This window comes from Parablastomonas sp. CN1-191, from assembly GCF_049354825.1.
Taxonomy (GTDB): Bacteria; Pseudomonadota; Alphaproteobacteria; order Sphingomonadales; family Sphingomonadaceae; genus Novosphingobium.
Genome location: NZ_CP186480.1, coordinates 1,154,017 through 1,165,578, shown reverse-complemented (window position 1 = coordinate 1,165,578; position 11,562 = coordinate 1,154,017). Strand labels below are relative to the sequence as shown.

At 67.4% G+C, this 11,562-nt stretch carries 11 protein-coding genes; 5 read left to right on the top strand and 6 right to left on the bottom strand.

From position 1 onward, the window contains the following. Positions 1 to 121: 121 nt before the first annotated feature. Entirely contained in the window at positions 122 to 367 is a 246-nt protein-coding gene (locus tag ACOYW6_RS05825) for a hypothetical protein (RefSeq protein WP_423142866.1), read from the top strand. A gap of 4 nt (positions 368 to 371) precedes the next feature. Here ACOYW6_RS05825 and purQ read toward each other — a convergent pair whose 3' ends face one another. The 3 genes from purQ to ACOYW6_RS05810 all read right to left on the bottom strand — a co-directional run bounded on the left by purQ (position 372) and on the right by ACOYW6_RS05810 (position 2,037). Next, a complete protein-coding gene (purQ, locus tag ACOYW6_RS05820) occupies positions 372 to 992 on the bottom strand; it encodes a phosphoribosylformylglycinamidine synthase subunit PurQ (RefSeq protein WP_423143072.1) in 621 nt (206 codons plus the stop codon). A 50-nt stretch (positions 993 to 1,042) separates the two neighbouring features. Next, a complete protein-coding gene (purS, locus tag ACOYW6_RS05815) occupies positions 1,043 to 1,276 on the bottom strand; it encodes a phosphoribosylformylglycinamidine synthase subunit PurS (RefSeq protein WP_423142865.1) in 234 nt (77 codons plus the stop codon). A gap of 83 nt (positions 1,277 to 1,359) precedes the next feature. Beyond that, positions 1,360 to 2,037 carry a response regulator transcription factor gene (locus tag ACOYW6_RS05810; protein ID WP_423142864.1) on the bottom strand — a complete coding sequence of 226 codons (678 nt, stop codon included), beginning with the start codon at positions 2,035 to 2,037 and terminating at the stop codon, positions 1,360 to 1,362. Between the two features lie 116 nt (positions 2,038 to 2,153). Here ACOYW6_RS05810 and ACOYW6_RS05805 point away from each other — a divergent pair, with 116 nt between their 5' ends. Both ACOYW6_RS05805 and ACOYW6_RS05800 read left to right on the top strand, forming a co-directional pair. Then, complete coding sequence (locus tag ACOYW6_RS05805) at positions 2,154 to 2,693, top strand: hypothetical protein (protein WP_423142863.1); 540 nt, start codon at positions 2,154 to 2,156, stop codon at positions 2,691 to 2,693. Positions 2,694 to 2,887: 194 nt separating this feature from the next. After that, complete coding sequence (locus tag ACOYW6_RS05800; RefSeq protein WP_423142862.1) at positions 2,888 to 5,422, top strand: TonB-dependent receptor; 2,535 nt, start codon at positions 2,888 to 2,890, stop codon at positions 5,420 to 5,422. A 57-nt stretch (positions 5,423 to 5,479) separates the two neighbouring features. Here ACOYW6_RS05800 and ACOYW6_RS05795 read toward each other — a convergent pair whose 3' ends face one another. After that, positions 5,480 to 8,332, bottom strand: a complete 2,853-nt coding sequence (locus ACOYW6_RS05795) for a M16 family metallopeptidase (protein WP_423142861.1) — start codon at positions 8,330 to 8,332, stop codon at positions 5,480 to 5,482. 69 nt (positions 8,333 to 8,401) lie between these two features. Next, on the bottom strand, positions 8,402 to 8,695 hold the full coding sequence (locus ACOYW6_RS05790; RefSeq protein ID WP_423142860.1) for a hypothetical protein: 294 nt from the start codon (positions 8,693 to 8,695) through the stop codon (positions 8,402 to 8,404). 79 nt (positions 8,696 to 8,774) lie between these two features. On the opposite strand from ACOYW6_RS05790, the gene ACOYW6_RS05785 reads away from it, so the two are divergent. Beyond that, positions 8,775 to 9,554, top strand: a complete 780-nt coding sequence (locus ACOYW6_RS05785) for a tyrosine-protein phosphatase (protein WP_423142859.1) — start codon at positions 8,775 to 8,777, stop codon at positions 9,552 to 9,554. Here the strand turns inward: ACOYW6_RS05785 and ACOYW6_RS05780 are convergent. Next, the gene (locus tag ACOYW6_RS05780) at positions 9,551 to 10,420 is read right to left on the bottom strand and encodes an alpha/beta fold hydrolase (RefSeq protein ID WP_423142858.1); all 870 of its coding nucleotides are present in this window, start codon (positions 10,418 to 10,420) and stop codon (positions 9,551 to 9,553) included. The two genes, ACOYW6_RS05785 and ACOYW6_RS05780, sit on opposite strands and share 4 nt — an antisense overlap. A gap of 174 nt (positions 10,421 to 10,594) precedes the next feature. Here ACOYW6_RS05780 and trxB point away from each other — a divergent pair, with 174 nt between their 5' ends. After that, positions 10,595 to 11,557 (top strand): thioredoxin-disulfide reductase, encoded by a 963-nt coding sequence (gene trxB, locus ACOYW6_RS05775; protein ID WP_423142857.1) that lies wholly within the window; start codon positions 10,595 to 10,597, stop codon positions 11,555 to 11,557. The last annotated feature ends 5 nt before the right edge of the window (positions 11,558 to 11,562 follow it).

Here is an 11,562-nt window from a genome sequence, read left to right as displayed (position 1 = left end):
GCGCTCGCCCTGGTGGCGGCAGTTGGTCCCGCGCCGGCCGCCGGGCGCGCGGAAACCTGGGCGCTGCTGGCGCAAGCCGCGCGGGGCGTTCAGTCTCGATCGGCAAGTGGCGCCTCCACTGGTGCGCAACGGCGCCTATTTGCCGTCCTGCGACTGGCAGCGGTTGGGGCTGGCCGGGTTTGAGCGCGGCAAAGCCGGCGCCTTGCACTGGTTTCGCTTCGCGCCGCCGCACATCGACGGCAAACGGGCTACGGTCCGGCTGGCGGTGATGGGGGCATCGCGCGCGGGCGAAGGGCGGACCTGTCGCTTCGACCGCCGCGGCCAGCGTTGGCGGCTGCGCGACTGCACGCGCGACTGGTCTTCGTAAGCGTCTAGCCGACCAGCTGGCGCAGCGCGCTTTCGAACAAGGCGCGGCCGTCGGTGCCGCCGTGTGCGGCCTCGATCGCGCGTTCGGGGTGCGGCATCATGCCAAGGACGTTGCCCGCCGCATTGAGCACCCCGGCGATGTCGCGCGCAGATCCGTTGACCGGCTCGGCATAGCGGAACGCGATACGACCTTCGCCTTCGAGCCGGTCGAGCGTTGCATTGTCGGCGAAATAGTTGCCGTCGTGATGCGCGACGGGGATGGTGATCGTCTGTCCGGCCTCGTAACCGGCGGTGAACAGCGACTGGCTGTTCTCGACCGTGAGCGCCACTTCGCGGCAGACGAACCGGATGCCGGCGTTGCGCATCAGCGCACCGGGCAGCAGCCCGGCCTCCGTCAGGACCTGAAAGCCGTTGCACACGCCCAGCACCGGGACCCCGCGCTCCGCCGCGGCGACCACGGCCCGCATTACCGGGCTGCGCGCCGCCATCGCGCCCGAGCGCAAGTAATCGCCGTAGGAAAATCCGCCGGGCAGCGCGATGAAATCGAGCCCGTCCGGCAGACCGGCATCGCCATGCCAGACGCGCAGAGGCGCGATGCCCGAGATCGCTTCGAGCGCGACCGCCATGTCGCGATCGCAGTTCGACCCCGGAAAGGTGACGACCGCGCTGCGGAAACTCACGCCACCCGCTCCACCCGGTAATTCTCGATCACCATGTTTGCGAGCAGCTGACGGCACATCGCGTCGAGATCGGCGTCGCTGACGCCGTCATCGACCTCGAGTTCGATCATCCGCCCGGCACGCACGCTGTTGACGCCATTGAAGCCGAGGCCTTCGAGCGCGTGATGGATGGCGCGGCCCTGCGGATCGAGCACGCCGGGCTTCAGGCTGACGGCAACACGGACTTTCATGGGGCGCTCCTTACAGGCTTTGGGGCGGCTGGGATTCGCCCGCGCGCTATGCCGACCCGCTACGCGCAGGGCAAGGTCGGCAGCTAAAGCAGCGGCGAATCGAACACGTACCCGAGCGGCCGCACCGTGCGCAGCGGATCGGGAACGCCGTGCTGGGTCAGCGCGCGGCGCAATCTTCCCACCCAGACGTCGACCGTACGGGGATCGAGCCGCCGCGCGTCCTTGCCGACCTCGTCGATCAGCGCGGTGCGGGAAAACACGCGGTCGGGATGAGCGACGAAGTGGGCCAGCAGGTCGAACTCGGCCGGGCGCAGCGGGATCGGGCGGCCGTGCCAGCGTACCTGCCGCGCGCCGCGATCGATCGCCAGCGCACCGACGCGCTCGACCTCTTCGGAGATGCGCTGGCCGCCGGCGTAAGGCAGCTTGCGGGTTATCGCGGCCAGCAGATGTTCTGCATCGAGCGGGCCGACGAGGTAATCGTCGGCGCCGGCCCGCAGCGCGCGGCGCATTGCCTCGGGATCGGCGCTTTCCAGCACCAGCACGATGTGGCCGTCCTGCGTGGCTGGATCGGCGCGCAGGCGGCGGCATAGTTCCAGCCCAGCCATTTCGGGAAGCAGCCAGTCGACGAAGATCAGCAGTGGTCGCGCGGGATCGGGCTCATCGCGCCCAAGCACGCCGAACGCGATGTCGGGGCGGGCTGGTGCCAGCGCGGCGGCAAGGTCGGCGTAGGCGCCGGTCACAAGAACGTTGGGTTCGGTCATGGCGATGTAACCGTCTGAAGCCATGCCGTGACAGCATCGTGACATTCCCCGGTCAGGGAGGTGACAATCGCATTTTTGGCGTGAATTGCGCCGCCGCGGCGGGTATGGTTCACACAATGACGAGGATATCGATCGTCCGCGCCGCCAGGCTGGCACTGGGCGTGGCCACGCTTGCGGCGGCGGTGCCCGCCGCGGCCGAGAAGCTTGTCTTCGATCACCGCCTGTCGCCGGCCCTCGAAGCCGCGTTCGCCGGCGACGAGGCGACCCACGTTGCGTACGATGCCCGCAATCCCGCTTATGTGACCGATCTGATCGCCGTGCGCGGCACGACCAAAGACTGGACGGAGGCGTTGGTAATCATCGCGCGCAAGCCAGCCGCGCCCGTCAGCAGCGCCGATGCATGGGTGGATGAGCTGAAGGCAGAAGCGCTGCGCAAGTGTTCCGCCACCTTTACCGAAATTGCGCGCGACGCCGGCTCGGTCACGTTCGAACGCCGCTCCACCGGCTGCGCGGCGGGCTATCCACCGGTGGCGATCTACCGGGCGATTGGCAGCGGCAAATCGTTATTCCTGCTCGCCGCTATGGCGCGTGACGGACTCAGCGAGGAATCGCTGCGCCAGTGGCGCGCGGTCCTGGCATCGGCGCGGATCGAATAGCCGGGTCATAACAGCGCGCTGCCGCGCCCCTGTCACATCGTTGTCGCACGCGTGTCAGTCCCGCTACGCACGGCCGACACGGACCACCCCTAGGGCCGCTCTCGAAGCCGGCGGCGGGGGCCGTTCGATTCGCGAAACCAGCCCCCTGAAACCGGCGTCGCAAAGACCAACAGGTATTCAGGGAACCATCGACGATGACATCCTCTCACGCCCGCCCCGCCGCCTCGCTGCTTGCGCTGGCCACGCTGATCGCGCTGCCGGCGACGGCGCAGGCCGCCGTCTCGGTCACCACCGACGGCGTGACCATGGACGCGGCCGACGCGCCCGCCAGCCCCGATCCGCAGGCGCAGACCTCGCCCGAGGATGTCGCCGCCACGACCGACACCTCGGGCCTGACCGATATCGTCGTCACTGCCACGAAGCGTGAAACCAACCTTCAGAAGACCCCGATCGCGATCTCGGTGCTCGACGCCGGCACGATAGAGAAGCGCCACGTCGAAAGCCTGATCGACCTTGCCGACGGCGGCATCCCGTCCTTGCGCGTTGCCACGTTCGAGGCGCGCCAGTCGGCGCTGACGATCGGCATCCGCGGCATCGTGCCGTTCGACCAGAACCAGACCGCGCGCGAACCCGGCGTCGGCGTCTACATCGACAATGTCTACCTCGGTCGCTCCCAGGGTCTCAACGCGGCGCTGTTCGACGTGAAACGCATCGAGGTCCTGCGCGGCCCGCAGGGTACGCTGTTCGGCCGCAATACCGAGGGCGGGGCGCTTTCGATCGTCACCGCGCAGCCGACCGGCGTGTTCGGCGGCCGCGTCAGCGCCGGGGTAGGCAACTACGGCAGCAAGACAGGCGAATTTCACATCAACATGCCGGCCTTCGCGAACATCGCGCTGAAGTTCGACGGGGTTTACCAGCACCAGAATGCCACCACCAAAAACCCGGCCGAGGGGCAGTACGGGTGGAATTATTACAACCGCCTGGGCGGCCGCGTGGCCGCGCGGTGGACGCCGATCGACGACCTGACCGTCGACGTCGCCTACGACCAGGCGCGCGACGAGAACACGCCGTTTTACAGCCAGCTGATCAACTACAACCCGCAGGGCCTCAACGTCGGCACCTACGCCGATCCGGTCAGCGGCGCGATCGGGACCAAGCTGTTCTACGGTGGCACCGCCTGCAATTCGACGACCAACACCTGCATCGCGCCGCTTTCGCCGCTGGTCCAGGTAAGCGGCGACAAGCGGATGAGCGTGGCCGACATGGGCGTGATCCAGCAACCCAGCGTCGACAAGACGCACGGTGTCAGCAGCAACATCTCCTACAAGCTGACGCCCGACCTCGAGTTGCGCTCGATCACCGCCTGGCGCGGTGTCAGCACGCACCAGTGGGACGGCTCCGCCGGTGCTCATCGCAGCGCCTTCGTGCCCAACGGCCAGTTTGGCCGCTACAGCTTGTCGGAGCTGTTCCAGAACCAGTTCAGCCAGGAAGTGCAACTGGTCGGATCCATCCCGCACCTCGATTTCGTCCTGGGCGGATACTATTTCACCGAGCACGCCGAGGAAGCGGCCGCCACGCCAAATCCGGAAATGTGGAACGCCGCCGGCACCGCCTATACCTTCGTCAACCAGGTCCGGCCCAATCCGCTGGCGCCGATCACGTCGAGCAACCAGGGCTGGGAACGCCGCGACTGGTTCGTGCAGCGCCACAGCGCGGCAAAGGCCCATTCCTACGCCGCGTTCGGGCAGGGCACATTCACGCCCGGCGGTTTCGAGGCGTTCCACCTGACGCTCGGTGGCCGCTACACGCACGACAAGCGCGACGGCTATCTCGACCTGCTGTCGATGGTGCCGACGCCCTATACCTTCAACTACGATAACAGCCGGTTCGACCCGCTGGTCATCGCGGCGCTCGACGCGGCGCCGGGGGTCAACCTCTACGCCAAGTATGCCTCGGGCTTCCGTGCCGGCGGCGCCAACGCACGGTCTGCCACGTTCCGCGCCTTCGGGCCGGAATCGGTCAAGTCTTACGAAATCGGCGCCAAGACCGACTTCCTCGACCATCGTGCCCGCTTCAACCTGGCGGCCTTCATCATGGACCGTACGGGGACGCAGATCGACTTCGACTTCGTGGACACCACCCAGTTCCTCGCCAGCGGCGCGGCAAATCCCAACTACAACAAGCACACCGAGGAGACGGTCAACGTCGCCGGCAAGTCGCGGATCAAGGGCATCGAAGCGGAACTGACGTTGCGCCCGATCGACACCGTCACGCTTGGCGCCAGCTACGCCTACACCGACGTCAAGGTGCCCGCGGTCGCGAACCCGCTGGCCGGTCCGACGTTCGGCGTGCTGACGCAGGTCTATACGGTCTTTACGCCCAAGCACGCCGCCTCGGGCTACGTCGACGTCGACCTGCCGCTGGCGGACGATCCGGCCGGGACCAAGCTGCGCTTCCACGTCGACGCCAACTATGCCGGGCCGCAGTACAGCTTCCAGTCGGAATCGGTGCAGACCCAGTCCAGCTTCGTGGTCAACGGCCGCATCGCCATGGCGGACATCCCGATGAATGCCAGCGGCACCAAGGCCACGCTTTCGCTGTGGAGCCGCAACCTTCTGAACGAGGATCACATCTACCGCCGCTCGAACGCGAACGGCACCGTGATCGGCGATTACGGCAACTTCAACCCGCCGCGCACATTCGGCGTGGAGGGCACTATCTCGTTCTGATCGGCCCCTTCCGATCGCATCTGCGGGCGGGCCTCGACGGGCCCGCCCGTTTTTGCATCAGGGTTTGGCCGGGGTCGCTTCGCGCGGCAGGACGATCACCGTCACCGCAGCCGCCGGGGTCAGGTACTGGCGCGCGAGCGCCTGGAGCTGCGCCGGCGTTATCGCGGCAAGCCGCTCCCTTGCCTTGGCGTAGCGTTCGATCCGTTCGGGATGCGACTGGGCCTGCGCGGCATAGGTCAGCCAACCGCCGTTGCTCTTCAGCGTGTTGTCGAAGCTGTCGAGCAGCGGGGCGCGGGCGCGCAGCAACAAGTCGTCGGACACCGGCGCGTCGCGCACGGCCTTGACCGCGTCGGTCATCGCTTCGCGCGCGGCGGGGACATCGGCAGGGTCGACCGTCGCCTCGGCGAACAGCGTGCCGTAACCGGGATAAGTGCGCGACACTTCGCCGGAAACGCCCGGCGAATAAGCCTTGCCCAGCTTCTCGCGCAGCGAATCGGTCAGTGCGATGCGCAGCACGCGCTGGAGAAGCTGCTGGCGCAGCGCCACCACCGGGTCGAGCCCGTCGGTGGTTGGCCAGGTCATGCGCACCAGAGCCTGGTCGGCCGGGCCGTCATGACGCAGCGTCACCGTTTCGCGCCGGGCGGTAAAACTGCGCTTGTGCTGGTCGGGATAGTCGCGGAACTCGGGCTCGCGCGCCGGCAGGGCGCCCAGCGTCCGGGCCACGAGCGCGATCGCCTTGTCCTCCTCGACATCGCTGACGATGCCGATCTCGATCGCACCCTTTGCCAGCCGGTCGCCGATCGCGGCCTTGAGCTTGTCGAGGGTGAGCCGCCGGAACGCCTCGACATCGGCGAGCGAAAAGCGCGGATCCCCGTCGGACAGGATGCGGCCAAGGTCCGCCCCCAGCGAGCCCTGCGGGGTCGCCCGCAGCGAGGCGAAGTAGTTGTTGATCGTATGCAGGAACAGCGTCTGCGCCTCGGGCCGGTAACCGGGATCGGTCAGGTAGGCCGCATAGAGCTGCAACTGCAGCTCCAGATCGTCGGGCGTAGTCGTGCCGCCGGCGACGAAAGCATCCTCGCTGTCGCCGAACTGGGCCGAGACCGTGCGCCCTGCGGTCAGCGACTGGATCTGGTCGAAGCTGTGCTTGCCGAGGCCGCCGATACCCAGAACCGACACCATCTTGGTCGCCAGTGGATCCGCATTGGTATCCAGCATCTGGCCGCCGTCGATGCTGAGCCTTACCGCGACCCGGTCGTTTTCCAGGTCGGTGCGCTTGATGTTGAGGCGCACGCCGTTGGCGAAGCGCACCTCGCGGATGCCGAGGACGGCTTCGCGGGTGTCGCTGACGATCGTGCCCGGCGTTCCGAAATCGGTGTAGGCGAAGGTTCCGGCTGTCGCCTCGGTCTGGCGGACGATCGGTGCGGCCACCGCCGCGTTCCAGCCCTGCCGCAGCGCGGCGGCCCCGCCTGCGACCTCGCGGCGACCCTGGAAGCGGATCAGCGGCGCGTCGAGCGGCACCAGTTCGCGCTTGAGCGCGGCCAGCACCGCCTTGGGGGTTATCTCCGGAATGAAGGCCTCTAGCCGGGCCAGCGAATTCTCGGGCGTGTCCGGGACGACGTCATTGGCGAGCAGCGCCGACACGGCGCCGTAAATCGCGCCATTGCTGCGCGTTGCCGAACCGAGCGCCGCATTGCGATGCGCGGCGCGGATTTCGGCCAGTTGCTCGGCGATTTCGGCCGGGCTGAACCCGAATTTGAGCGCGCGGCGGTACTCGGCCGCCGCTGTCGCCAGCCCGCGCTGCCACTTGCCGTCGGGCGTATCGATGACGAGGTTGGTGGTGCGCCCGGCCTTGAACACGTCGGTGGTGCCCAGCCCGGCGGCACGGAACGGGGGATTGGCCACCAGCGCCTGGCGCGACAGCCGCCGGTTGACGATGGCGTAGCCGACCTGGCGCAGCAGGTTCTCGCGCCGCTGGGCCAGCGTGTCCTTCTCGCCCAGCCACTTGCCGCTGCGCGAGATGGTAAGGCGCTCCGAAAGCGCGGGATCGATGAAGATGTCGGTCCGGTTCTTGTCCGCCGCAACAACCGGGCCGGCGCCGGGCTGGTCCGGTGCGGGAGCCGGCTGCCAGCTATCGAAGCGCGCGTGGATCGCGGCCTCGACCGCGGCCGCGTCGAAATCGCCGATCACCACCAGCGTGGCATGGGCCGGCACGTATTCGCGGGCGTAGAATGCCTTCAACGCGTCCGCAGTGGCGCCGTTGAGGGTTTCCAGCGTGCCGATCGGAAGGCGCTTGCCGTAGAGCGCGTCGGGGTAGGTGAAGGCGATCAGGTCTTCGAGGTTGCGCAGCGCGAAGGTGTTGCGGTCGCGCCGTTCCGACAGGACGATGCCGCGCTCGCGGCCGACCGCGCCGGGATCGAACGTGAGCTCGCTACCGGTCTCGCGCATCAGCATCAACGCGGTGTCGAGCAGCTTGGGATCGTTTGTCGGCAGGTCGAGCTTGTAGATCGTCCGATCGAAGCTGGTCGAGGCATTCGTGTCGGCCCCGAACGCGAGACCAGCGCGCTCCAGCAACCTGACCATCTCGCCTTCGGGCACGTGGGTGCTGCCGTTAAAGGCCATGTGTTCGACAAAGTGAGCGAAACCGCGTTCGGCGTCGCTTTCGTCGAGCGAACCCACTTCCATCTCAAGGCGCACCAGCCCGGTGCCCTTGGGCGTGCCATTGGCCCTCACCACGTACCGCATTCCGTTTGCCAGCTTGCCGAACCGGTATCCGGGGTCGACCGGCACGTCGCTGCGCTCGAACGCCCAGGTGGGTTTCGGGCCGGCAGTGGAAGAAAGCGAAGCTGTCTGCGCCGAACAGGCGGTCAGCGCAGTGGCGGCGGCCAGGGCGGCCAGCGTCTTGGAATGCATGGCGGCAAAGTGGCGAAGAAATCCTTCACCGACAAGCAATTCCTCGTCGCGGCGCCTGGCCGCGAAGGATCAATCCTCGGCCGCTTCGCCCAGAATGCCCTCCTCGTCGTCGTCGTTGCGCTCACCCAGGAAGGCGCTGTTGTCGATGACGCCGCTGGTTTCCATCTGGTTCATGTGATCGACCAGATCCTGGACATTGTCGTCTTCGAGCCCGCCGGAGACCTTCTCGGTGTCGGAGAGGCCCAGGACGCTGGTGTTACGCTCCATCGCCTGGTCCGCGACCGTCTGCGCCTGGGTGTCCTCGTCGTCCTGCTCGCTGTTGTGGGTCTCGGGGGTCTGGTCGGCGGTTTTGCGATCGATCATCGTGATGCTCCTTCACCGCAGGATACGCCGGGGACGGCGGGCGGTTCCCTTCGGCGGCCGGGCCGGCTAGCGCGGGGGCATGAACGACCGGGTCCTGCCGCTGCACGGCGTGCACAATTTTCGCGATTATGGCGGCTATGCCGTATCCGGCGGCGGCCGGCTGCGGCGCGGCGTGCTTTGGCGATCGGCCCAGCATCAGGATGCGACCGACGCCGACCTTGCCGCGATTGATGCGCTTGACCTTGCCGATGTCGTGGACTTGCGCGGGGCGAGTGAGCGCGCGGCGCACCCGTGCCGCCGCGGACCCGGCTTTGCGGCGAATGTCCACGTTCCGGATGGCGAGACGACCGGACTGGCCCCCCACCTGGCCGCAGCGCACGGCGCGCTCGATGCGGGGGCGGCCGACAGGGCGCTGATGACGGCCTATGAGGGGATTCCGTTCAGGCCCGGGCTGCTGCCGATGCTGCGGCGCTATTTCGACGTGCTTGTCGACGGCCGCGGGGCCAGCCTTGTCCACTGCGTCGCCGGCAAGGACCGCACCGGCTTCGCGGTCGCGCTGTTCCACAGCGCGGTGGGCGTGGCGAAAGACGATATCATGGCGGACTACGAGCTAACCAACGTGGCCGGTGACGCCGAACGCCGTCTGGCCGAAGGCGCCGCCCTTCTGCGCAGCCGCTACGCCGCGGCCGACGACGCGACGCTGCGCACGCTGATGGCGGTGCGCGGCGCATACATCGAGCGCGCACTGTCCGTGGTCGCCGCTTACGAGGGCGGACCCGAGGGCTACCTGGCCGAGGTCATTGGCGTAACGCCCGCGCGGCGCGAACTCCTGCGCGCCCGCTATGTAGAGCCGGTTTAGAGAAAAGCCCGAACCTCGCGAAGGAAGCGGTCGAATTGATCGTGATGAAGCCAATGGCCGGCATCCGCGAATTCGACGACCTGGGCGGTTGGCAAATGCGCGGCGCGGCCGTCGCTTTCCGGGTTGGTCATGAAGGAATCGCTGCCGTACAGCAGCAGCATGGGGCAGCTGATGTCCGCCCACAGACTGGCGATCTCGCGTTCGGCGTGATCGCCGAACGGCCAAACGTGCAGGTAGGGGTCGAATTTCCAGCTGAAGGTTCCGTCTTCGTTGCGGATGGTGCCGTGCACGGTCAGGTGGCGGGCCTGCGCGTCGGTAAGAAACCCGTTCTCTTCCTTCATGCGCTGGTACGCGGCCTCGATCGTCGGGTAGCGGCGCGGCGCGCGCCCGGCGGCCTTGCGCTTTGCATCGATCCACTCGCGAAATCGGTTGGCAAACCCCTGCTCGTCGCGCTTGCGCAGCAATTGGGGGGACGGGCCGAGCCCTTCTATATTGACGAAGCGACGCACCTTCTGGGGGTACAGCCCGACGAAGCGCGTGGTGATCATGCCGCCCAGCGAGTGCGCCATGATCGTCACCTGCTGCTCCCCGAGCGAATGGACCAGCTGGGCGAAGTCGTAGACGAACGAATCCATGTCGTAATCGCCGTCGGCGGCCCACGCGCTGTCGCCATGCCCGCGCAAGTCCGGCGCGATGACATGCCAGTCCTGCGCGAGTTCGGCCGCGACCCAGTCCCAGCTTCGGCAATGATCGCGCCCGCCGTGCTGGAGGATCAGCAGCGGCGCGCCGGGGTTGCCCCAATCGACATAATGCAGCTTCAGGCGCTGCGAGATGAACGTGTTCGAAGTGGGGCCGGGCGTGTTCATGACGCGGCAATGCCCAAGCTGCGGCGGAGCGTCAATCGAGGCCCATCGCCCGGGTCCTGGCACGGCGCGGCGAGGACCGAGCAGCCTGCCGAAGCGGTGGACGAACCATGCAGCTCCACTGGCAAAACCTGCCGCCAGCGCTTATCTCGCGCGCCGGACACGAACAGGACTGCCATGGCCACGCACGAAACCCGCATGCTCATCATCGGCTCCGGCCCGGCCGGGCTGAGCGCGGCAATCTATGGCGCGCGCGCGGGAATGAAGCCGATCGTGGTCCAGGGGCTTCAGCCCGGCGGGCAGCTGACGATCACCACCGACGTCGAGAATTATCCCGGTTTCCGCGACGTGATCCAGGGCCCCTGGCTGATGCAGGAGATGCAGGCCCAGGCCGAGCATGTCGGCACGCGAATGCTGTGGGACACGATCGTCGACATCGATCTGTCGGGCTCACCCTTCACGGCCACTGGCGACAGCGGCGACATCTACATCGGTGACACGCTGGTGATCGCCACCGGCGCACAGGCCAAGTGGCTGGGCGCGCCGGGCGAACAGGAATGGTCGGGCAAGGGCGTATCGGCCTGCGCGACCTGCGACGGCTTCTTCTATCGCGGCAAGAAGGTGGTCGTCATTGGCGGCGGCAACACCGCGGTCGAAGAAGCGCTATACCTGACCAACCATTCGCAGGACGTGACGCTGATCCACCGCCGCGATTCGCTGCGCGCCGAACGTATCCTTCAGGATCGCCTGTTCGCTCATTCCAACATCAAGGTTCTCTGGAACAAGGCGATCGACCATTTCGCTGGTGAGGACGGCAAGGGTCTGACTCACCTCGATCTGGTCGACACGGTGACCGGCGCGCGCAGCCAGGAGGCGGCCGACGGCGCCTTCGTGGCGATCGGCCACGCGCCCGCGACCGAGCTGTTCAAGGGCAAGCTGGCGCTCGACGACAGCGGTTACATCGTGGTTACACCAGGCACGCCCAAGACCGCGATCCCGGGCGTTTTCGCTTGCGGCGACGTGATGGACCACACCTATCGTCAGGCGGTGACCGCCGCCGGCACCGGGTGCATGGCCGCGCTCGACGCCGAACGCTTCCTGGCCGAGCGCGACTTCGAGATTGCTCAGGCCGCGGAGTAGCCGCC

Excerpts from the sequence above, each read along its gene's own strand:
- purQ (WP_423143072.1), bottom strand. The coding sequence starts at position 992 with ATGGCGGTCGCGCTCGAAGCGATCTCGGGCATCGCGCCTCTGCGCGTC.
- purS (WP_423142865.1), bottom strand. The coding sequence starts at position 1,276 with ATGAAAGTCCGTGTTGCCGTCAGCCTGAAGCCCGGCGTGCTCGATCCG.
- ACOYW6_RS05810 (WP_423142864.1), bottom strand. The coding sequence starts at position 2,037 with ATGACCGAACCCAACGTTCTTGTGACCGGCGCCTACGCCGACCTTGCC.
- ACOYW6_RS05805 (WP_423142863.1), top strand. The coding sequence starts at position 2,154 with ATGACGAGGATATCGATCGTCCGCGCCGCCAGGCTGGCACTGGGCGTG.
- ACOYW6_RS05800 (WP_423142862.1), top strand. The coding sequence starts at position 2,888 with ATGACATCCTCTCACGCCCGCCCCGCCGCCTCGCTGCTTGCGCTGGCC.
- ACOYW6_RS05795 (WP_423142861.1), bottom strand. The coding sequence starts at position 8,332 with ATGCATTCCAAGACGCTGGCCGCCCTGGCCGCCGCCACTGCGCTGACC.
- ACOYW6_RS05790 (WP_423142860.1), bottom strand. The coding sequence starts at position 8,695 with ATGATCGATCGCAAAACCGCCGACCAGACCCCCGAGACCCACAACAGC.
- ACOYW6_RS05785 (WP_423142859.1), top strand. The coding sequence starts at position 8,775 with ATGAACGACCGGGTCCTGCCGCTGCACGGCGTGCACAATTTTCGCGAT.
- ACOYW6_RS05780 (WP_423142858.1), bottom strand. The coding sequence starts at position 10,420 with ATGAACACGCCCGGCCCCACTTCGAACACGTTCATCTCGCAGCGCCTG.
- trxB (WP_423142857.1), top strand. The coding sequence starts at position 10,595 with ATGGCCACGCACGAAACCCGCATGCTCATCATCGGCTCCGGCCCGGCC.